At 71.0% G+C, this 20,557-nt stretch carries 18 protein-coding genes; 7 read left to right on the forward strand and 11 right to left on the reverse strand.

The window, feature by feature from the left end; translation table 11 throughout:
* Positions 1-5 precede the first annotated feature (5 nt).
* Entirely contained in the window at positions 6-2,015 is a 2,010-nt protein-coding gene (ligD, locus tag AC1DCT_RS04925; protein ID WP_477427815.1) for a non-homologous end-joining DNA ligase, read from the forward strand.
* 18 nt (positions 2,016-2,033) lie between these two features.
* Here the strand turns inward: ligD and AC1DCT_RS04930 are convergent, their stop codons facing one another.
* From AC1DCT_RS04930 to murI, 5 genes are all read right to left on the reverse strand, one after another.
* Positions 2,034-2,966 carry a cation diffusion facilitator family transporter gene (locus AC1DCT_RS04930; RefSeq protein WP_477427817.1) on the reverse strand — a complete coding sequence of 311 codons (933 nt, stop codon included), beginning with the start codon at positions 2,964-2,966 and terminating at the stop codon, positions 2,034-2,036.
* Between the two features lie 95 nt (positions 2,967-3,061).
* Positions 3,062-3,850 (reverse strand): alpha/beta fold hydrolase, encoded by a 789-nt coding sequence (locus AC1DCT_RS04935; protein WP_441976200.1) that lies wholly within the window; start codon positions 3,848-3,850, stop codon positions 3,062-3,064.
* A 54-nt stretch (positions 3,851-3,904) separates the two neighbouring features.
* Positions 3,905-4,495 (reverse strand): RdgB/HAM1 family non-canonical purine NTP pyrophosphatase, encoded by a 591-nt coding sequence (gene rdgB, locus AC1DCT_RS04940; protein ID WP_477229388.1) that lies wholly within the window; start codon positions 4,493-4,495, stop codon positions 3,905-3,907.
* The gene (rph, locus tag AC1DCT_RS04945) at positions 4,492-5,253 is read right to left on the reverse strand and encodes a ribonuclease PH (protein ID WP_477427818.1); all 762 of its coding nucleotides are present in this window, start codon (positions 5,251-5,253) and stop codon (positions 4,492-4,494) included. Before rph ends, rdgB begins: the two co-directional genes overlap by 4 nt.
* Complete coding sequence (gene murI, locus AC1DCT_RS04950; protein ID WP_477427820.1) at positions 5,250-6,083, reverse strand: glutamate racemase; 834 nt, start codon at positions 6,081-6,083, stop codon at positions 5,250-5,252. The genes rph and murI overlap by 4 nt, the downstream gene beginning before the upstream one ends.
* 64 nt (positions 6,084-6,147) lie before the next feature.
* Between murI and AC1DCT_RS04955 the strand changes: the two genes are divergently transcribed.
* Positions 6,148-7,470 carry a nicotinate phosphoribosyltransferase gene (locus AC1DCT_RS04955; protein WP_477427822.1) on the forward strand — a complete coding sequence of 441 codons (1,323 nt, stop codon included), beginning with the start codon at positions 6,148-6,150 and terminating at the stop codon, positions 7,468-7,470.
* A 3-nt stretch (positions 7,471-7,473) separates the two neighbouring features.
* On the opposite strand, the gene AC1DCT_RS04960 is transcribed toward AC1DCT_RS04955, so the two are convergent.
* The 3 genes from AC1DCT_RS04960 to AC1DCT_RS04970 all read right to left on the reverse strand — a co-directional run bounded on the left by AC1DCT_RS04960 (position 7,474) and on the right by AC1DCT_RS04970 (position 11,105).
* Positions 7,474-7,740 carry a DUF3039 domain-containing protein gene (locus tag AC1DCT_RS04960; protein WP_045272272.1) on the reverse strand — a complete coding sequence of 89 codons (267 nt, stop codon included), beginning with the start codon at positions 7,738-7,740 and terminating at the stop codon, positions 7,474-7,476.
* Between the two features lie 75 nt (positions 7,741-7,815).
* Positions 7,816-9,354, reverse strand: coding sequence for a hypothetical protein (locus tag AC1DCT_RS04965; protein WP_477427824.1), 1,539 nt, complete (start codon positions 9,352-9,354; stop codon positions 7,816-7,818).
* Positions 9,355-9,359: 5 nt separating this feature from the next.
* Entirely contained in the window at positions 9,360-11,105 is a 1,746-nt protein-coding gene (locus tag AC1DCT_RS04970) for an ABC transporter ATP-binding protein (protein ID WP_477427826.1), read from the reverse strand.
* A gap of 351 nt (positions 11,106-11,456) precedes the next feature.
* Here AC1DCT_RS04970 and AC1DCT_RS04975 point away from each other — a divergent pair, with 351 nt between their 5' ends.
* From AC1DCT_RS04975 to AC1DCT_RS04990, 4 genes are all read left to right on the forward strand, one after another.
* Positions 11,457-12,149, forward strand: a complete 693-nt coding sequence (locus AC1DCT_RS04975; RefSeq protein WP_440734504.1) for a phosphocholine cytidylyltransferase family protein — start codon at positions 11,457-11,459, stop codon at positions 12,147-12,149.
* 96 nt (positions 12,150-12,245) lie between these two features.
* Positions 12,246-13,244 (forward strand): hypothetical protein, encoded by a 999-nt coding sequence (locus AC1DCT_RS04980; protein WP_477427828.1) that lies wholly within the window; start codon positions 12,246-12,248, stop codon positions 13,242-13,244.
* Between the two features lie 101 nt (positions 13,245-13,345).
* Entirely contained in the window at positions 13,346-13,651 is a 306-nt protein-coding gene (locus tag AC1DCT_RS04985) for a hypothetical protein (protein ID WP_440734506.1), read from the forward strand.
* A gap of 73 nt (positions 13,652-13,724) precedes the next feature.
* Positions 13,725-14,831, forward strand: coding sequence for a glycosyltransferase family 2 protein (locus AC1DCT_RS04990; RefSeq protein ID WP_477427830.1), 1,107 nt, complete (start codon positions 13,725-13,727; stop codon positions 14,829-14,831).
* 42 nt (positions 14,832-14,873) lie between these two features.
* Here the strand turns inward: AC1DCT_RS04990 and AC1DCT_RS04995 are convergent, their stop codons facing one another.
* The 3 genes from AC1DCT_RS04995 to AC1DCT_RS05005 form a co-directional block, all read right to left on the reverse strand.
* Entirely contained in the window at positions 14,874-16,328 is a 1,455-nt protein-coding gene (locus AC1DCT_RS04995) for a CDP-glycerol glycerophosphotransferase family protein (protein ID WP_477427832.1), read from the reverse strand.
* A complete protein-coding gene (locus AC1DCT_RS05000) occupies positions 16,325-17,635 on the reverse strand; it encodes a CDP-glycerol glycerophosphotransferase family protein (protein WP_477427834.1) in 1,311 nt (436 codons plus the stop codon). Before AC1DCT_RS05000 ends, AC1DCT_RS04995 begins: the two co-directional genes overlap by 4 nt.
* A gap of 127 nt (positions 17,636-17,762) precedes the next feature.
* Positions 17,763-19,244, reverse strand: coding sequence for a S1C family serine protease (locus AC1DCT_RS05005; protein WP_477427836.1), 1,482 nt, complete (start codon positions 19,242-19,244; stop codon positions 17,763-17,765).
* A gap of 98 nt (positions 19,245-19,342) precedes the next feature.
* Here AC1DCT_RS05005 and AC1DCT_RS05010 point away from each other — a divergent pair, with 98 nt between their 5' ends.
* Positions 19,343-20,551, forward strand: coding sequence for an aminotransferase class I/II-fold pyridoxal phosphate-dependent enzyme (locus AC1DCT_RS05010; RefSeq protein ID WP_477427838.1), 1,209 nt, complete (start codon positions 19,343-19,345; stop codon positions 20,549-20,551).
* Positions 20,552-20,557 lie beyond the last annotated feature (6 nt).

The raw sequence follows: 20,557 nt of genomic DNA on the forward strand, positions 1-20,557 counted from the left end.
ACGACATGGCAGACGGCCCGCAGTTCGCGCGCATCGGCGAGCGTCGTCTGCGTGTGACGAACCTCGACAAGGTCGTGTACCCGGTCACCGGCACCACCAAGGGCGAGGTGATCGACTACTACGCGCGGATCGCCCCGCAGCTGCTGCCGGTCCTCGCCGGACGCCCCGTCACGCGCAAACGCTGGGTGGAGGGCGTCGGCACCCCGGAGGATCCGCAGGGATCCTTCTTCGCCAAGCAGCTCGAACCGGGCGCCCCCGGGTGGATCCCGCGCCAGGAGATCCCGCACTCCGGCGGTGCGAAGGACTATCCGCTCGTCGACGAGGTCGCCACGCTCGTCTGGATGGCGCAGGTCGCTGCGATCGAGCTGCACATCCCGCAGTGGCGCTTCGCTCCCGACGGCGGGCGCGGCAACCCGGATCGCCTCGTGCTCGACCTGGATCCGGGACCGGGCGTCACGCTCGCGCAGTGCGCCGAGGTGGCGCTCATCGCGCGCGGCATCCTCGACGGCATGGGCATGGATCCGGTGCCCGTCACGAGCGGCAGCAAGGGCATCCACCTCTACGCGCACCTGCCCGGCGACCGCACGAGCGAGGAGATCTCCGCTTTCGCGCACGCCCTCGCCCGGGCGATCGAGACGGATCGCCCGGATCTCGTGACGAGCGTGATGACGAAGACCCTGCGCGCAGGCAAGGTGTTCCTCGACTGGAGCCAGAACAACGGCAAGAAGACGACGATCGCGCCCTACTCACTGCGCGGCCGCCCTCAGCCGTGGGTCGCCGCCCCCCGCACCTGGGAGGAGCTGGAGGATCCGGATCTCCGGCAGCTGCGGTTCGACGAGGTGCTCGAGCGGGTGGAGAGCGGGCTGGATCCGTTCACGGTGATCACGCAGAATCATCCGCCGACGGCCGACACCCCGCTCCCCGTGCGTCGGCAGGATCGGCGACCGGTCGAGAAAGCCCGCACGCGCGTCGCCTCCTCGACGGGACCGGCTGCCGGCGGGACGGCCACCGCTCCAGAAGCCTCCTCCGTCCCTCCGGCGGATGATCCGGTCCCCGGCTACTCCCCCATGCTCGCCGACCACGGCACACCGGGCACGGCCCGCGGACTGGGCTGGGCCGAGATCAAGTGGGACGGGATCCGCGCGATCGGGACCTGGTCGGACGGCCGGTTCCGGCTGCGAGCGCGCAGCGGCACCGACATCACCGACCGCTATCCCGAGCTCACCGCCGACGGCGCACCCCGATTCCCCGTGGACGAAGCCGTCGTCGACGGGGAAATCGTCGCTCTGGACGCCGCAGGCCGACCGAGCTTCCACCGCCTTCAGGATCGGATGCACCTCACCCGGGCACGCGAGATCGAGCGCGAGGTCATCCGCACGCCGGTGCGCTACCACCTGTTCGATCTGCTCCGCCTGGAGGGGCACGACCTCACCGCCCTGCCGTTGCGCGACCGCCGGGAGCTGCTGGAGCAGATCGCCGCCGACCTGCCCGCGCCGGTGCTCGTGCCGCCGGTGTTCGACGACGTCGATGCGGCCCTGGCCACGAGCGCCGCGCTCGATCTGGAGGGCGTGGTCGTGAAGGACCCTGCGTCGGCATACGCCCCGGGTGCGCGCTCACCGCGGTGGCTGAAGATCAAGCTCACCCGCGCGCAGGAGGTCGTGATCGTCGGCATCCGCCCCGGCAAGGGCGACCGCACCGGGCGCATCGGGTCGCTGCTGCTCGCGATCCCGGAGCCCGCACTGCCCTCGGGCCTGCGCTACGTGGGCAGGGTGGGCACCGGCTTCACGGATCGCATGCTGCAGGAGCTGGGCACGCGGCTGGACGCGCTGCGCACGTCGGCACCGGCCGTGGACGGCGTCCCCGTCGCCGATGCGTCCGACGCGCTGTGGGTGCGTCCGGAGCTCGTCGGAGAGGTCGAGTTCGCGAACTGGACCGACGACGGCGTGCTGAGGCACTCGCGCTGGCGCGGCCTGCGTCCGGACAAGTCGCCGGGCGAGGTGGTCGTCGAATCCTGACCGGTCGCGAAAGGGCCGTCAGGCGTGCACGGCCTCGCAGTCGCCCGCGTTGCCCGAACCAGTCGCATCGGGCTCGATCTGGAACGTGGAGTGCTCGACGTCGAAGTGCTCGGCGAGGCAGGACTGCATCTGCACGAGGAGGGCCGACGCTCCTCCGCCGACGAGCAGCGCGGGCTGCACCGACACATGCGCGGTGAAGACGGGCGCACCGCGGGTGAGCTGCCAGACGTGCACGTCGTGCACCCCGGTGACGCCAGGGTAGTCGAGCAGGTGCTGGCGGATCTCGCTCACGGCCGTGCCCTTCGGCGCCGACTCGGCAAGCACCGAGAACACCTCGCGCAGCAGCGAGACTGCCCGAGGGATGATCATGGCCGCGATCACGAGGGAGGCGATCGCGTCGGCGGGCATCCAGCCCGTCGTGATGATGACGATCGCGGCGACGATCACCATCGCGGATCCGATCAGATCCCCCATCACCTCCAGGTACGCGCCGCGCACGTTGATGCTCTCCCGCTGCGCCGCGCTGAGCAGCCACATCGAGATCGCGTTCGCGACGAGGCCGACGGCGGCCACGATGAGCATGAGCGTTCCGGCGACCTCGACCTGGGTCGGGTGCAGGAGCCGTGTGACGCCCTCGAAGGCGACCCACGCCGACAGCAGGATCAGGATGATCGCGTTGATGAGCGCTCCGAACACCTCGGCGCGCTGGTAGCCGAACGTGCGCCGATCGTCGGCGGGACGGGCCGCGACCGCGCTCGCGATGAGCGCGATGACCAGGGCGGATGCGTCCGTGAACATGTGCGCCGCGTCGGCGAGCAGCGCGAGGGATCCGCTGAGGATCGCACCGACCACCTGCACGAGCATGATGACGCAGGTCAGCGTCAGCGAGATCGCGAGCAGCCGTCGATGGCCTGCGGAACGGATCCCGGTGGCGGGTGCGTGATCGTGCATACCTCCAGGGTAGAGCCGGGATCCCCCGGTCGGAGGGGTTTTCGCCTAGTCGGGAATGGGGATGATTCTCAGTTGCGCGTGCGGTCGGGCGCGGCTCAGAACACGTCGTCCAGGAAATCGGTCAGCATCGGCAGCGTGCGACGCAGCGGGGCGAGGTCCTCGCCCGTGGCGAACACCTCGCCGAGGTAGTCGCCGTGGCCGCCGGGCACGATGAGCAGCCGCGCTCCGGGGATCAGATCGGCGAGTGCCACGGCATGATCACGGCGGATCACGTCCTGATCGCCGGCGACGATCAGCGTCGGCGCGGCGATCGCAGCGACCCCTTCGCCCGGAAAGTCCTGAAACCCGGTCAGCATGAGGTCGCGGTCCAGGACGAACATCCGCTCCGCATGCGCCGGATCCCCGCTGACGAGCGCATCGGCCTCACGGTAGGCATCGGGCATGTCGCCGAACTCGCCCGAGGCAAGACCGTCCCAGAACCCGTCGATCATGCCGTCCCGCTGGAAGGGTGCCGACGCGACGATCAGCCGCGCGATCAGGGCCGGGTGCCGCATCGCCAGCTGCAGAGCGACCTGCCCGCCGTTGCTGAAGCCGAGCACCTGCACCGCGCCGGTACCGAGTTCGGCGAGGAGCCCCGCGACGTCATCGGCCGAGCGCTCGAATGAAGCGGGACCGGATCCGGTCGGCGTGCGCCCGTGCCCCTGCAGCTCGACGGCCAGTAGACGGCGATCACGGGCGAGCTCGGGGATCAGCGCACCCCAGTTCGTTTCGATCGTGGAGCCGCCGCCGTGCACGAGCAGCAGCGGCGGTCCGTCACCCGCCGGACCGTGCCACTGGTAGTAGAGCTGCGCCGGGCTCTGGGATCGTCCGTCTTCGAAGTCCACGCCGCCGACGCTACCCGCGGGTCGCGACGGCGTCCACGGTCGGGTTCGCGGTGGTCAGAGTTCCGCGAGCAGCGGCACCAGGGCGGCGAAGGCGCGGGCGCGGTGCGACTGAGCCTGCTTCTCCTCCGCCGTGAACTCACCGACCGTACGCTCGGCGCCGCTCTGCCCCTCGGGCACGAAGACGGGGTCGTAGCCGAAGCCGCCGGCGCCGACGGCCGCGTGCGCGAGCCGGCCCGGCCATTCGCCGCGGACCGTCCACTCGCGTCCATCCGGCAGCACCAGCGCGATGACGCTGACGTAGTGCGCGGCACGGTGCGGATCCGCGATGTCGCGGAGCTGATCCAGCAGCAGTTCCCGGTTCGCGATGTCGTCCTTCTGCTGCCCCGCCCAGTAGGCGGAGAAGACTCCGGGCGAACCACCCAGCACGTCCACCGCGATGCCGGAGTCGTCGGCGAGCGCGGGCAGGCCCGTGTGCGCGGCGGCCGCACGGGCCTTGATCAGGGCGTTGTCCTCGAAGGTGACGCCGTCCTCGATGGGCTCGGGCCCGTCGTAGCCGACGACCTCGAGATCGGGCCGGGTGGCCGCGACGATCCCGCCGAACTCGGTGACCTTGTGGGCGTTGTGCGTCGCGAGGACGATCCTCACGCCCGCTCCTCCGCGAGGGCCGCGAGTTGGCGGTCACGCAGATCCGCACAGCCGTTCACGCCGAGCTCGAGCAGTGTGTCGAGCTCGCGCTTGTCGAAGGGCGCACCCTCGGCCGTGCCCTGCACCTCGACGAACAGTCCGCGCCCGGTCACGACGACGTTCATGTCGGTCTCGGCGCGCACGTCCTCGACGTAGGCCAGGTCGAGCATGGGCTCGCCGTCGATGATGCCGACCGACACCGCGGCGACGGAATCGTGCAGCACCTGGGCCTTCTGTCCGATGAACTTCTTGCGCCGGCCCCACTCGATCGCATCGGCGAGGGCGACGTACGCCCCGGTGATCGCCGCGGTGCGAGTGCCCCCGTCGGCCTGCAGCACGTCGCAGTCGATCACGATCGTGTTCTCACCGAGAGCCTTGGTGTCGACGACGGCACGGAGTGCCCTGCCGATCAGGCGCGAGATCTCGTGCGTGCGCCCACCGATGCGGCCCTTCACGCTCTCCCGGTCGTTGCGCTCGTTCGTGGCCCGCGGCAGCATCGCGTACTCGGCCGTGACCCAGCCCTTGCCTTTGCCGGTGAGCCAGCGCGGCACGCCGTTCGTGAACGACGCCGTGCACAGCACCTTCGTGTTGCCGAAGCTGATCAGGGCGGATCCCTCGGCCTGAGCGCTCCAGCCGCGTTCGATCGTGATGGGGCGGAGCTGGTCGACGGTGCGGCCGTCCTTGCGGATGGTGGCGTCGTCGGACGGGGACGTGGTCATGGGATCTCCTTGAGGTGGGGAAGGTCGATGACGCCGGTCTGCACGAGCCGGACGCCCCGCACCTCCTGGCCCATCAGGCGGTTGGCGAGAGCTGTGAAGTCGTCGGCGGAGGCTCCGGTGGCCTCGTACACGTAGCTGGGGTGCGCATCAGCGGGGGCGAGCAGGTCGCCGCGGACGAGCTGGCGGTACACGTCGCCTGCGGTCTCGTCGTCGCTGGAGACGAGCGAGACGCCCTCCCCCATGACGTAGCCGATCGCACCACGGAGGAACGGGTAGTGCGTGCAGCCGAGCACGAGGGTGTCCACGTCCGCGTCGCGCAGCGGCGCCAGGTACTCCTCGGCGACCCGGAGCACTTCCGGGGTGTCGGTGATGCCCGCCTCGACGAACTCGACGAACCGGGGGCAGGCGGCGGTGAACACCGCGAGGTTCTCGTTCACCTCGAGCATGTCCTGATAGGCGCGGGATCCGATCGTGCCGACGGTGCCGATCACGCCGATCCGACCGTTGCGCGTGGTCGAGATCGCCCGGCGCACGGCCGGGCCGATCACCTCGACGACGGGCACGTCGTAGCGCTCGCGGGCGTCGCGCAGCATCGCCGAGGACGCCGTGTTGCAGGCGATCACGAGCATCTTCACACCCTGGGCGACGAGCGTGTCGAGCACCTCGAGCGCATAGCGGCGCACGTCGGCGATGGGCTTCGGCCCGTAGGGCGAGTGGGCGGTGTCGCCGATGTAGACGAAGGATTCCCGGGGCAGCTGCGCCCTGATCGCCCGGGCGACGGTGAGACCGCCGACCCCGGAGTCGAAGATCCCGATCGGCGCGTCGTTCATGATGCACCAGCCTAGTCGCCGGATCCGCGCGGTCCCGTGCGGCGTGCGTCCTATGCTGTCGATCATGACCGCGTCCAGCGCCCTCAAGACCGATCGCTACGAGCTCACGATGCTGGAGGCCGCGCTGCGCGACGGCACCGCCGCGCGGCAGAGCGTGTTCGAGCTGTTCTCACGGCGACTGTCCGGGGGGCGCCGATTCGGCGTGGTCGCCGGCACCGGCCGCCTGCTCTCGCTGCTGCGCGACTTCCGCTTCGGCGACGACGAGCTGCGCTACCTGCGCGACGCGAAGGTCGTCGACGCCGACGCCCTGCGCTACCTCGAGGGCTACCGGTTCACCGGGACGATCCGCGGCTACCGCGAGGGCGAGCTGTACTTCCCCGGATCCCCCATCCTCACCGTCGAGGGCACCTTCGCCGACGCCGTGATCCTGGAGACCCTGGCGCTCAGCGTGCTCAACCATGACTCGGCGGTCGCCACGGCGGCAAGCCGCATGAGCATCGCCGCCGGAGAGCGCCCCCTCGCCGAGATGGGGTCGCGCCGCGCGGCTGAGGATTCCGCGGTGGCCGCAGCCCGCGCCGCATTCATCGCCGGTTTCGGCGCGACGAGCAACCTCGAGGCGGGGCGCACCTGGGGCATCCCCACGATGGGTACCGCGGCGCACTCGTGGACGCTGCTGCACGACAGCGAGGAGGACGCATTCCGGGCGCAGATCGCCGCGCTCGGCACGGACACGACCCTGCTCGTGGACACCTACGACATCCGCCAGGGCGTGGAGACGGCCATCCGCGTGGCGGGCACCGGGCTGGGCGGGGTGCGCATCGATTCCGGCGACCTGCCCATCATGGCCGCCGAGGTGCGCGCGCAGCTCGACGAGCTCGGCGCGACCGAGACGAAGATCACCGTGACCAGCGACCTCGACGAGTACGCGATCGCTGCCCTCGCCGCGTCGCCGGTGGATGCCTACGGCGTGGGCACCTCGGTGGTCACAGGGTCCGGCTACCCCACCGCGAGCATGGTCTACAAGCTCGTGGCGCGGCAGGGATCCGACGGCGGCTGGGTCGCCGTGGCCAAGGCATCGGCGGACAAGGCCTCGAAGGGCGGGCGCAAGGCGGCGTTCCGGATCCTCGCCGACGGCGTCGCGCAGTCGGAGACCGTGCTCGTCGCCGACGGCTTCGAGGAGCTCGGAGCCGGGGAGCACCCCGACGGGCGGGCGCTTCAGGTGACTCTCGTCGAGGCCGGCGAGATCGACTCGGCCTTCGAGGGCCCGGCCGGCACGGTCGCCGCGCGGGAGCACCACCTCAGGGTGCGTGAGGAACTGCCGGTGCGCGCCCTCGCGCTCAGCAAGTCGGATCCGGCGATCCCGACCGAGTTCGTCGACGTGGCCTGAGGGTCACCCGACCATCGACTCGTAGATCTCCTTGCAGGTCGGGCAGACCGGGAACTTCTCCGGGTCCCGTCCCGGAGTCCACTTCTTGCCGCACAGCGCCCGCACGGGCTTGCCGGTGAGCGCAGACTCGAGGATCTTCTCCTTCTTGACGTAATGGGAGAACCGCTCGTGGTCTCCCGGCTCCTGCAGCTCCTCGTTGAGGAGCTGCTCGAGTTCGCGATCGAGGGTGGCGACGCCGCCCTGATCCGGGGCATCCAGCGGGGTACTCATGACCGCGAGTCTAATCGCGTGAGGCCGGGTGGGCGCGTGATCGCACGCATCCGATCGCAGCGCCGACGGATCCGCTCACGCCGTCTCGACGAACTCCATCAGCTGGGCACCACGACGATCGAACGCACGCCCGCCGGTCTGCACGCCGAGGAAGAGCACGGCGACGCCCACCAGCACCCCGGTCCACAGCGCCGGAGCGGTGGAGACCTCGTCCGACACCAGTGCCGGCCACGCCAGCAGAAGCGCCGGGAGGCTGAGCACGACGGCGCCGACCAGCGTGCCGGCCTGCCCCAGTGCGCCACCGCGCGCCCGCTGCGGCTGCTGGAAAGGGCTGTCGCCCGGGCGTGAGACGGCATACGGCGCGACCGCCGACAGGATGCTCGACAGCCCGAGGCCGGTCAGCAGCAGGCTTGCGACCACGCCCACGAACGCCGGCAGCAGGGACCAGCGCCCGATCACGGCGAGCGTGACGGGGATCGCCACCGCCAGCGTCGGGATCGCGATCAGGAGCACAGGGACGAGCCGGCCCAGCCGATCGGGCACTCCCTTGATGCCGCTCGCCACGTGGATCCAGAACGCCGTGGAGTCGTAGGCGACGTCGTTGTGCGGGAGCCAGCCGAAGAACAGCGCCATCACCGTGACCGGCAACGCCGCGGCGATCTCGACCGGCACCCCGGCGACCAGCAGCGGCACGACGGTGAGCGCGCCGGCGATCGGCACGATCACGAAGTTCATGATGTAGCGGCGGTCCCGCAGCCAGTACACCAGGCTGCGCGCCGCCACGGCGCCGAACGCATTCGACGGCAGCAACCCGAACCAGCCGAGGCCCGGGCGCTCGCGCACCGCTGTCGGCCGCTCTGTCGTGCTCAGCGCGCGCCGGGCGAGCATCAGCCACCCGGCCGTGACGACCGCAGCCGTCAGCACCGCGATGACGGCCGCCGCCCACGCGGCACCCGCCTGCCCCGATGCGGCGAGGAACGGGAGCGCCGCAGACGCGCCGAGCGGCGTGACGCCCAGCACCCCGGCCACGGCATGCAGGACCGGGGGAACCGCCCCAGCCCAGCCGAGTGAGGCCACGAACACGCACACCGGCACCGCGATCACGATCACCGCGAGCGCGAACAGCGCAGTGAGTTCGCGAGAGCGCCGCTCCGGCAGAAGTCGCGCGCTGAGCGCCATCCCGACGCGCGCTGCGAGCACCGCCGTGACGAACGTCAGCAGCGCGGAGAGCACCGCGACGACCCAGGGCGCTCCGAACGAGATCGCGACGATCACCACAGCCACCTGGATCACGAGCAGCGCCAGACTCGGCACGCTCACGAAGGCGGCGAGGGTGAGCACGAGCGGAAGCCGGCGCTCATCGACCCCGAACACCACGAAGCGGCGCGGATCCAGCTGGTCCACGGACCCCGCCAGGATCGGCGCCACGAAGAACCCCAGCACCACCGCCGAGCTGCCCAGCACGATCACCGTGTGCGCGGCGGCCTCGGAGGTGTGCGCAAGACTGCGGATCGCGATGACCGACACGGTCGTCGCCGCGGCGGTGAGCAGCAGCGCCAGGATGGTGCGGGTCACTCGGCTGCGGTCGCCGCGCAGCGCGCCGAGCGCCAGCATCAGTCTCAGTCGGAGAACGTGTGCAACCACTCCAGCCCCTCCACTTCGGAGGCCGCGCCGGAGAGCTCCACGAAGCGCTGTTCGAGGGTCTGCCCCGCGCGCACCTCGTCGACCGTGCCCTCGGCGAGCACTTCGCCGCCGACGATGATCGCGATCCGCGCGCACACCTGCTCGACCAGATCCATGCCGTGGCTGGAGAGGACGACGGTGCCGCCGTGTGCGACGTAGGCGCGCAGGATGTCCAGGATCACACCGGAGGAGACCGGATCCACCGACTCGAACGGCTCATCCAGCACCAGCACGCGCGGCGAGTGGATCATCGCGCCGGCGAGCATGATCTTCTTCGTCATACCGGCGGAGTAGTCGGAGACCACGCGGCTGAGCGCACCGGTGAGATCGAACGCCCTGGCCAGATCTGCCACGCGCTTCTCGACGACGTCGGCGGGCAGTCCCCGCAGCAGACCGTAGTAGTGCAGCAGCTGACGTCCGGTGAGCCGGTCGAAGGTGCGCAGTCGGTCAGGCAGCACACCGAGCGCCTTCTTCGCGGCAGCCGGATCCGCACTCTGATCGATTCCGCTGATCCGCACCGTGCCCTCGTCGGGGCGCAGCAGCCCCGCGATGATCGAGAGGGTGGTGGTCTTGCCGGCGCCGTTGGGCCCGACGATGCCGTAGAAGGACCCGGCCGGGACGGTCAGGTCGATCCCGGCCACTGCGACGGAGTCGCCGAAGCGCTTGACGAGCCCGCGCACGACGAGGGCCTGTCCGTCGACGTCTGCGGCAGGCCTCTCCGACACCGCGGCGGCATCTTCCGCGACGTCCTGCCACGCGGATGCGTCTTCTTCTGCAGGCGGAGCCGTAGGCGGCTCGCTCGAAGTCGTCTGCGCGGGCGCGGGGTCGGCCGGCTCAGGCTCAGGCTCAGGCTCGGGCTCGGCGGATCCGTCCGAGTCCGTCGGTTCGGGCACGGAGTCGACGATCTCCGCCGATGCGGCGTCGGTCCCCGGCCGTGAGTCGGGCCCCATTGCGCCCTGCGCCGAATCCGCGGCCGGCGCGGCCGCCCCCAGTTCGGTGTCCACAGGAGCATCATGCCCCGTCACGGCCTCTTCCGGGGAGGGCGTGTGCTGGTCCGGTTCCGTCTCGATCGCCGATTCCGCCGGGGACGGCGGGTTCACGACCTCTGCAACGGAGGCCGCGGACTGCGCGGCGAGGGCGGCGGGTGCGGTCGTAGGCGCCGCGCCCTCGGCCTTCGCCCGCGGAGTGCGCTTCGCGGCTGTGTCCTTCGATACCGTGCTCTTCGATGCCGTGCTCTTCGCCGCCGTCGTCCGCGCGGCCGTGGTCCTGGCCGCCGTCGTCTTCGCGGCCGTGCTCTTCGCAGCCGTCGTCTTCGGCGTGGTCGCGCGCTTTGCGGTCGTGCGCTTCGCCGTGGTGGCACCGGCCTCCGAGCTCGAGGCGTCCCCCGGCGCCTCGGTTCCCGCAGCCGCAGCGGTGCTCTTCGCCGCAGCGGTCGCGCGCCCGGCGGCCGTCGAGCCCTTGGCCGTGGCGCGCGGCGCGCGCGTGGCGCGCGGCGTCGCAGCCTTGACCGCGGCGACCTTGGCCGCAGACTCCTTCGCCTCCTCGGCGGCGGCCTCCGCCTTCGCCGCGCCCGCCTTCTCCGCCGCAGCCTTCGCGGCCGCGGCGCGCGCGGCACTCGTCCGGGCCGCCGTGCGCTTCGCGGCCGCGGAACGCGCCGCTGCCGCCTGGGTTTCGGCCTTCACCCGCGCCGTCTGTGCCGTCGTCGCCCTGGCGCCGCCGGACGCGGGGCGGCGAGGCTTTGCAGGAGGAGAGGAATCCTTGGGCGCGCGAGGGTCGTTGGGAGCTCCGGTCATGCCCTTCACGGTAGCAACCGACGATGATGCGCAAAGGGCCGACGACCCGAAGTGACGGGATCCGACGCACAGGATGTCGCCCACGATGAACCTGGGAATGAACCGAGCAGTCGGTAACGGAATGGCATCGCACCCCCTCTGCCCATGAAGCACTCAGGGCAGATCGATACCATGATCTTCGGCACGAGGAAGTGTCCCATCGGTGACATAACCGTGAACACACGTAACAGGAGTATTTCTGTGACTCTTCAGACCATCATTCTCGCTGCCGGGATGGGCTCGCGCCTCGGGCGCTCCCTCCCGAAGCCGCTGACCGAGCTCAACGACGGGCGTTCGATCATGCAGCAGCAGCACGACAACATCCACGCCGCTTTCGGCGACGACGTGCGCATCACGACCATCGTGGGATATCGCGCCGAGACGATCATCGAGGCCTTCCCCGATGTGAACTACGTGCACAACGAGCGCTACGACCAGACCAACACCTCCAAGAGCCTCCTGCGCGGCCTCGCCGCCACGGGGCGAAAGGGCGTGCTCTGGATGAACGGCGACGTCGTGTTCGACCCGCGCATCCTGGGCCGCGCGATCGCCTACATCGAGCGCGACCAGTCCTTCGTCACCGTCAACACCGCCAAGGTGAGCGACGAAGAGGTCAAGTACACGGTCGACACCGAGGGCTTCATCAAGGAGCTCTCCAAGACCGTCAAGGGCGGCATCGGCGAGGCCGTCGGCATCAACTACATCTCCTCGCGCGACAAGCAGGCGTTCATGCGCCAGCTGCAGCGCGTGGACGACCAGGACTACTTCGAGCGCGGACTCGAGCTCGCGATCGTCGAGAACGGCCTGCTGCTGGAGCCGATGGACATCTCCGACCTGTACGCCGTCGAGGTCGACTTCGCCGAGGACCTGGAGCGGGCGAACCTCTTCGTCTGACGTTCCTACCCAGAGAGCCCGTGCCGCGACCGTCGCGCGCACGGGCTCTCTGCGTTGCGGGCGTTCTCGCAGGGCTGTCGACATAGGCTCTGAACCATGGGGCGAAAAGAAGGCAAGGGCGGCAGGGACGAGAAGACGATCCATCGGATCCACTCCTTGCCGGATGACGCGCCGTGGGCAGGCGGCCTCCCTCCGGCCGGGTCCTCAGAGCACCCGGCGCACATCCGCGGCCTCGACCGTGTCCTGGCCGTGCAGCGGCCGCTCGTGCTCGCGCACATCCGCAGCATCCGCCTGCGCCACCCGGATGCGACCCCGGCGCAGATCATCACGCTGCTGGAGCGACGCTACCTCGCGGCTGTCACGACCGGCGGGGCTGCAGTCGGGGCGACCGCTGTGATCCCCGGGATCGGCACGGGCGTGACCCTTGCGCTGTCCGGTGTCGAGACGGCGGGCTTCGTCGAGACGACGGCGCTGTTCGCACAGTCGATCGCCGAGGTGCACGGCATCACGGTGACGAACCCCGACCGCGCCAGGGCTCTCGTGATGACCCTCATGCTCGGCAAGGAGGGGGTGGATCTGATCCGCCAGCTCGCAGGCCAGGCCGGCGGCAAAGGGGTGGGCCGGCCCGCCTATTGGGGCGAGCTGGTGACGAAGTCCCTGCCGCGAGCCGCCGTGGGGCCGCTCGCTGACCGGCTGAAGAGCATGCTCATCAAGCAGTTCGCCGGCATGGGCGGCGCATCACTGATCGGCAAGGCACTGCCGTTCGGCGTCGGCGCGGTGATCGGCGGTGCAGGGAACCACGTGCTCGGCCGCCGGGTGCTCGCCAGTTCGCATCGCGCTTTCGGCCTTCCGCCGCAGGTGCTGCCGGCAGAACTCGAACCGGTGCCGGGTGCCCAGCGCATCGAACGTCGGATCGCCCGTGGCGCTCAGCTGGCGGGATCGGCCGTGGTCGGAGCCGCCGGCAGCGCCGCGCGCGGCGTGGGGTTCGTCGGCCGCAAGGCCGTGGACTCGCTGCACCGCAAGCCCGCGCCGATCTCGGCCCCCGAGGCGCCGGGGCCCGAACTGCACCCGACGGATCCCGACCGGGACGTCTGATCAATCCGCACAGTCGCGTGCTCCGGCGAAGTCTGCACCGTCCCGGTGATCGCGGGGCGAGACGACGACTCTTCGTCGGCGCCTGCTCTTAGCGTGACGCCATGAACCGTTCCGCCGACCCTCCGCAGCCGCCTCTCCCCCAGCCGTCCTATCCCGTGCCCTGGCACGTCGATCGTCGCGACCGCACGCACCCGATGGTGACGAACCGTGGTGCGACGGTGCAGTTCGCCCGGGTCTTCGCCCGCACCTCGCGCGCTCCGGGGCGCACCCTCATGTGGGGACACGTCGAGCACGGCGAGCAGATGGAGGTGTGCCTGTGCGACACCGACGTCGACGACGTCGTCGTCACTCTCGCGTGGTTCCGCCCCGAGGACGGGCACGAGTACATCTGGCGATTCGTCGTCTGAGCCGTACCGGCAATCCGCCGCGCCCGGACGCTGCTCCCGCTGATCTCGCAGTCCGACATGAAAGGATCGACGAGTGACCCATCCCGAACCCTCCTCCTCCGACGCGGGCGCCCCGCTGTCCGGCGCTGGCGTGTCGTTCGTGATGCCGGTCCTCAATGAACGCGCCTACCTCGAGCACGCCGTCGCGTCGGTGCTCGCTCAGGACGTCGACGGGCCGACCGAGCTCGTGCTGGCACTGGGCCCCTCCTCCGACGGCACCACCGAACTCGCCGAGCGCATGGCCGCGCGCGAGCCACGGCTCCGGATCGTGCACAACCCCGCCGCGGACATCCCGGTCGGACTGAACGCCGCGATCCGCGCCAGCCGGTATCCGACGATCATCCGCGTGGACGCGCACTCAGAGCTCTCCTCCGGATACGCGGCGCGCGCCCTGGACACCCTCGAGCGCACCGGCGCGGCGAACGTCGGCGGCGTGATGCGCGCCGACGGACGCACCCCGTTCCAGGCCGCCGTCGCCCGCGCCTACAACTCACCGGTGGGTCTCGGCGGCGGCAGTTATCACGGCGGCACCAGGGAGGGCAGGGCGGAGTCCGCGTACCTGGGTGTCATGCGCCGCGCCGTCCTCGACGAGGTCGGACTGTTCGACGAGTCCATCCGGCGCGGCGAGGACTGGGAGCTGAACCTCCGGATCCGTCAGGCCGGTCACACGGTGTGGTTCGATCCGCAGCTCGCGGTGACCTACTGGCCGCGGGAGAGCTGGATCCGGCTCGCTCGACAGTTCCGCTCCACGGGTGCGTGGCGCGGCGAACTGGTGCGGCGCTACGGCCGCAGCAACGGCGTGCGCTTCTTCGCCCCGCCCGCGATGCTCGTGCTCCTGGTGCTCGCGGTCGTCGTCGGCGTGCTGCAGGCGACCGGGGTGCTCGCGGGCATCGGCTCGGTCATCGCGTCCGCGGTGTATCTGCCGCTCGTCGCGTATGCGCTGCTCGTCATCGCAATGGCTCTCACTCCCGCACGCCCCCACGATCCGCCCCGCAGCCCGCGGGAGCGGCTGTGGACCCTCGCGGTACTGCCGACCATGCACCTCTCCTGGGGACTGGGCTTCCTGATGGGGGTGCTGCGCGGCGCGCACGACACGGTCGACACCTCACGGCTCGGGTCGCGGAACACCCCGCTGCCCTGACCGGCGTACCTGCGCCTGTCTCCGACCGCGCCCGAGAGGGCGTCAGGCCTCGAGCCAGCCGAGGTCCAGAATCCGGTCGACCACGCGGCCGGAGGCAGACCCGTCATCGCGTCCATTGAACTGCGCCTGCCAGGCGACGTATTTCGGTGCATGCTGGGCCACCGCGGACATGTCGGAGAGCGCCGCGACCAGCTCCTCCTGAGTGTGCAGGAGCGGCCCGGGCGCGCGTGCGGCGAGGTCGAAGTAGAAGCCGCGCAGCTTGCCCCGGTAGTGCTCGAGATCCGGCACCAGGAAGTACATCGGCTTGCCCGTCGCGCTGAAATCGAACATGACCGAGGAGTAGTCGGTGACCAGCGCATCCGCAGCGAGCAGCAGCTCCGCGGTATCGGGATAGCCGGTGACGTCGATCACGCGGGATCCGGCGTGATCGCGCCCCGGGCGGATCGTGCGGGAGTGCCCGCGCACGAGCACCACGGCGTCGGCGGCCGCGGCGAGCGCATTCGGATCCACGAAGTCGACCATCTCGGACCGGTCGTCGCGCCAGGTCGGCGCATACAGCAGCACTCGCTCGCTCTCGCCGATCCCGAGAGCCGTGCGGACGCGTGCGGCGTCGCCCGTGAGGAGCACGTCGTTGCGGGGATAACCGTCGACCCAGATCGGCTTCCGCAGGAACGCGTAGGCCTTGCGCAGCACGCGCTCCGCATAGGGGTTCTGCGCGAGCAGCACATCCCAGCGCCGCGACTCGCGGATGACCGCGAGCCAGCGCCGCGGATGCAGACCAGGGCGGTGCAGCGCCAGGCGCTTGAGCGGGGTGCCGTGCCAGGTCTGCAGCACGCGCTGGCCGGGCTTGCGGTCGAAGCGACGGCGCAGCCAGTCGTTCACCACGAGCAGCCGCGCGTCCGCACGCGCCCGCCACCACTCCGGCGAACCTTCGACGACGGCGATCGCCCCCTCGGGCACCGGGACGGAGAGGTCCACGACGCTCCAGTAGCGAGTCACGCGGGGTGCGCGTCGCGCGAGCTCGCGGTCGATCGCGCCGGGATTGCAGCCACTGGACTGCCCGTAGAACGACTCGAAGAACACCGCGTTCTCGCCGGCGCCCGGCAGCGCCGCGTAGCGGCCCTCGAGCGCGAGGCGGCCCTCCGCGGTCTCGTAGGCGGGGTCGATAGGCGGCGCGATGCGCACGGTGCCGTTCGTCGCAGACACACGGAGCCCGGCGAGCAGCACGCTCCCGATCTCGAGGTCGTCAAGCGGGACGCCGTCCACGGTGAGCTCGTAGTCCCCACTCGGCAGCGGCAGCTCAGCCCCGCCCCAGCGCGAAGCCCGAAGCGGCAGTTCGGCGCTCCACCCGTCCGGACCGTCCTCGGCGACGAGCGCGGCCGCGACAGCACGGCGGCCGGCGAGCTCGATCTCGGCAGGCGCGGAGCCCTCCCCCGCGATCAGCAGCGCCTGCTGCTCCTCATCGACGCGGACAGAGGTGACGCGGGGGGTCGTCATGCGGTTCCCTTCGAAGCGGGGGTCGGAGATGCGTGGATCGCCGTCGCGGTGCCGGGCGTCGCCGCGCTCGTGGCGGCACCGGTACGGGCGAGGATCGCGGCGAGCACACGGGCGGTGTTGCCGCCGTCACGATGCGCGTGCATGCGCGCGCTGAGCTCCCGGGAGAGGGCGGCACGGCGCTCGAACTCCGCGTCCTCCAGCAGGGTCGCCTGCAGCTGCGCCGCCGCGGCGGTCCAGTCCGCAGCGGGGTCGGAGCCGGCGACCTCGGCGTACTCTCCGTAGAAGCCGCGCGAAGTGGCGTACGCGACCGGGTCCGGAGCGAGGTAGATCACCGGCATCGCGAGCAGGCCGACGTCGTAGGCCATCGACGAGTAGTCCGTCACGAGCACGTCCACCGCGGGCAGCACGGGCGTGATGTCGGGCACCAGCGCGGATCCGATCGCGCGAACGCGCTCCGACGGCGTGGGAGGGCGGTACTCCCCTTCGCCCAGAGGATGCGAGCGCACCAGCAGCACGCTGTCCGTGCGCTCGAGGACCTCGAGGATCCGCGTCCATTCCGTATCGCTCGGCACGGCGGGGTCTGGCGCTCCGTCGCGCCAGGTGGGCGCGTACAGCACCACGCGCGTGCCCTCGGCGATGGGGCCGACGGCGTCGTCGCGGCGCGCGACCGCGTCGGCACGACGTTCGGCCGGATCCCCGGCGGAGAGCACATCGACGCGCGGTTCGCCGGTCACGAGCACCTGCTGCACGCCCAGACCGAAGGCGGACTCCAGGCGCCCACGGGAGCGCTCGGACGCCGCGGGCAGGACGCGGATGCGCCGGGTCTGCGCGCGGTAGAGCAGCCCGAGCAGCTTCTGCAGCGGCACGAAGCCGGGCAGGAACGCGCTCTGCACCGTGGCCGGGGAGTCGAGCCCGATGCGCTTGAGCGGGATGCCGTGCCAGAGCTGGACGAGATAGGCGCCCGATGTCGCGTAGCGGTTGACGTCGCCGAATCCGTGCGTGACGACGACCACGCCGGCACGGGCCGTGGCCCACCAGCCGCGAAGTCCGTTCTTCGGGATCGTGCGGATGCCGAGAGCTGCGGCATCGCGCTGCTCTCGGTCGGATCCGGTCAGCCAGAGCGGCTGCAGCCCCGCCTCGACCGCGGCCCGCCAGAGGGCGAGGGCGCCGTCTCCGATCCCCGCCCCGCAGCCGATCACCCAGCCGCGCCCGCGCGGGACGATCAGGGTCCCCACGCGTCCGAGCAGATAGAGCGGGATCCTCAGCAGCTTGCCGGCGTTGCCCGCACGGAAGGAGAAGGACGCCACCCCGCGAGCCTAGCGCCCTGTCGACGGAGCCGACGAACGGATCCCCCGGGACCCAGACGAGGAAGGACGCCACCCGCGACCGCGTCGCGAGGTGGCGTCCTTCTGCTTGGCAAGGTTCAGGCGCGGGTCACTGGGACAGCGTGCCCAGGGTGACCTTGATGTCCTGCGACTTCCCGCCACGGTTGATGGTGAGGGTCGCGGAGCTGCCGCCGGCGACCGAGCGCACCTGCGCGGTGAGGTCGCTGGCGTCGGTGATCGGGTTGCCGTTGAAAGCGGTGACCACGTCGCCGGCCTGGACGCCCGCATTCGCCGCCGCTCCGCCGCTCGTGACCGAGGCGATGGCAGCGCCTACGACCGTGGCGCCCTTCTGACCGCTCGCGTCCTGCACGGTGGCGCCGAGCAGGCCGTGGGTGGCCTTGCCGTCGGCGATGATCTCGCCGGCGACGCGCTTGGCGATGTTCGAGGGGATCGCGAAGCCCACGCCGATGTTGCCGGACTGGCCCGACGACGAGGACGAGGATCCGGCGCTCGCGATCGCCACGTTCACGCCGATGAGCTTGCCGTCGCTGTCGACCAGCGCGCCACCGGAGTTGCCGGGGTTGATCGCCGCGTCCGTCTGGATCACGGAGATGGAGATGGTCGCCGCGGCGCTCTGGGATCCGGATCCGCGTCCGGGGATGTCGAACTGGAACGGCTGCTGCGAACCGTCCTGGTTCGGGCTCTGCTGCTGGTCGCCGTTGGAGCCCTGCGAGGGAGCGGCGGACGACTGGATCTGGATGCTGCGGTTGAGCGCGCTGACGATGCCGGTGGTCACCGAGTTGGACAGGCCCAGGGGCGCGCCCACGGCGACCGTCATCGATCCGACGTTGAGCTTGGACGAGTCGGCGAACTCCATCGGGGTCAGGCTCGAGCCGTCCTTCACCTTGATCACGGCCATGTCGTAGGTGGGGTCGACGCCGACGACCGTGGCGTCGAGGATGCGGCCATCCGAGGTCGTCACCCGGATCGTGGGGTCGGAGACCTCGCCGTCCAGCGTCACCACGTGCGCGTTGGTGAGGATGTGTCCGTCCTTGTCGAGCACGATGCCGGAACCGGATCCTGCGGCGCTGGATCCGGAGACCTCGATCGTGACCACCGAGGGCACGGTCTTCGCAGCGATCGCGGTGGCCTCCGACACGGATTCCGGGTTGTTCACCGTAACGGTGCTGGGCCCGGAGCTCGACTTCGTCGACGAGGAGTTCGACGAGGTCAGCGAACCATAGCCGACGGCTCCGCCGACGCCGGCGAGGCCGCCGACGAGGGCCGCGGCGATGATGATCGCCGCGATCTTGCCGCCGCCGACGCCGCTCTTGGCCCGGGACTCTGCAGCCGGAACCGTGGTGGCGGCCGCACCGAATGCGGCGCCGGCGTGCGCTCCAGGATGCCCGGGGTTCACGGGCTGGGTCGGGTGCGCCTGCTGCGGCATCGCGTAGGCGCCGGTGGGCGGGATCGGGGTGGTGGGCGCCGTGGCGCCGTCCGGGGCGGAGGCGCCCGGGGCGGCCGCGGGGGTGGACGAGAACGACGGGGGCACGGAGTGCCCGGCGTCGGGGTGAGGCGTCTGCTCGCTCATGTCTGCTCCTTTGAACCTTGCCCTTACAGACTGACGGCCGTTTCTGTGTTTTTCCTATGCCGGCTGGGAGATTCCGCTATGGCGTTACCCTGGGCGGCATGGGAATCCTGCCCGGCGCCTGGCGCCGCACGGCGGCCGGCGCCGGTCTGCTCTCCGCAGCCGGAGAGGTCGCCCCTACCATCTTCGCCGAGATCTCCGCGCTCGCGGGCCGTACCGGGGCGATCAACCTCGGACAGGGGTTCCCCGACGAGGACGGACCGGCCGAGGTCCTCGAGACCGCCCGCGCCGCGATCCTCGCCGGCGCGAACCAGTACCCGCCGGGGCGCGGTGTGCCGGATCTGCTGCAGGCGATCGCCGAGCATCAGCGGCGCTTCTACGGCCTGGACGTCGATCCGGACCGCGAGGTCCTCGTCACCGCCGGTGCCACCGAGGCCATCGCCGCGTCCCTCCTCGCGCTCGTAGACCGCCCCGAGGACGAGATCGTGGTGTTCGAGCCGTTCTACGACTCGTATGCGGCGATCGCGGCGCTCAGCGGCGCCACGCTGCGCACCGTGCCTCTGCGCCTGCCCGACTTCCAGCCGGATCCCGACGAGCTCGCGGCGGCGATCACGGATCGCTGCCGGGTGATCCTCGTGAACGACCCGCACAATCCCACCGGAGCCGTGCTGAGCGACGCCGTACGGACCGAGATCGTGCGCCTGGCGCACCTGCACGACGCGATCATCGTCACGGACGAGGTGTACGAGCACCTCGCCTTCGCCGATCCGCACGTGCCGATCGCGACCCTGCCCGGCGCGGCCGAACGGACCCTCACGATCTCCTCAGCGGGCAAGACGTTCTCGGTGACCGGGTGGAAGATCGGCTGGATCCACGGCCCCGCCGAGCTCATCACCGCGGTGCTCAGCGTCAAGCAGTTCCTCACCTACGTCAACGGCGGGCCGTTCCAGCCGGCGGTGGCCGCGGGCCTGCGCCTGCCTGACGCATTCTTCACGGGCGCCGCGGAGCGCCTGCGCGCGAAGCACGATCTCCTCGCGGAGGGGCTGAGCGCGGCCGGCTTCGAGGTGCGTCGCCCGGATGGCGGCTACTTCACGGTCGCCGACGCCTCCGCGATCGGAGGGGCGGACGCTGACGCGTTCTGCCGGGCGCTGCCGGAACGGATCGGCGTCGCGGCGATCCCGCTCACCGCGTTCGTGCGCCCCGAGCACCGGGAGGACTACCGCGGCCTGGTGCGCTTCGCCGCATGCAAGCGCCCCGAGGTGATTGCGGAGGCCGCAGAGCGCCTGGCGGGACTTCGCGCGGGAGTGTGAACGGGG

This window comes from Microbacterium sp. 10L49 (assembly GCF_056395125.1).

What these genes read in the sequence shown, in the direction of transcription:
- ligD (WP_477427815.1), top strand. Translation starts at nt 6, where the DNA reads ATGGCAGACGGCCCGCAGTTCGCGCGCATCGGCGAGCGTCGTCTGCGT.
- AC1DCT_RS04930 (WP_477427817.1), bottom strand. Translation starts at nt 2,966, where the DNA reads ATGCACGATCACGCACCCGCCACCGGGATCCGTTCCGCAGGCCATCGA.
- rph (WP_477427818.1), bottom strand. Translation starts at nt 5,253, where the DNA reads ATGACCACGTCCCCGTCCGACGACGCCACCATCCGCAAGGACGGCCGC.
- murI (WP_477427820.1), bottom strand. Translation starts at nt 6,083, where the DNA reads ATGAACGACGCGCCGATCGGGATCTTCGACTCCGGGGTCGGCGGTCTC.
- AC1DCT_RS04955 (WP_477427822.1), top strand. Translation starts at nt 6,148, where the DNA reads ATGACCGCGTCCAGCGCCCTCAAGACCGATCGCTACGAGCTCACGATG.
- AC1DCT_RS04960 (WP_045272272.1), bottom strand. Translation starts at nt 7,740, where the DNA reads ATGAGTACCCCGCTGGATGCCCCGGATCAGGGCGGCGTCGCCACCCTC.
- AC1DCT_RS04965 (WP_477427824.1), bottom strand. Translation starts at nt 9,354, where the DNA reads ATGCTGGCGCTCGGCGCGCTGCGCGGCGACCGCAGCCGAGTGACCCGC.
- AC1DCT_RS04980 (WP_477427828.1), top strand. Translation starts at nt 12,246, where the DNA reads ATGGGGCGAAAAGAAGGCAAGGGCGGCAGGGACGAGAAGACGATCCAT.
- AC1DCT_RS04985 (WP_440734506.1), top strand. Translation starts at nt 13,346, where the DNA reads ATGAACCGTTCCGCCGACCCTCCGCAGCCGCCTCTCCCCCAGCCGTCC.
- AC1DCT_RS04995 (WP_477427832.1), bottom strand. Translation starts at nt 16,328, where the DNA reads ATGACGACCCCCCGCGTCACCTCTGTCCGCGTCGATGAGGAGCAGCAG.
- AC1DCT_RS05005 (WP_477427836.1), bottom strand. Translation starts at nt 19,244, where the DNA reads ATGAGCGAGCAGACGCCTCACCCCGACGCCGGGCACTCCGTGCCCCCG.
- AC1DCT_RS05010 (WP_477427838.1), top strand. Translation starts at nt 19,343, where the DNA reads ATGGGAATCCTGCCCGGCGCCTGGCGCCGCACGGCGGCCGGCGCCGGT.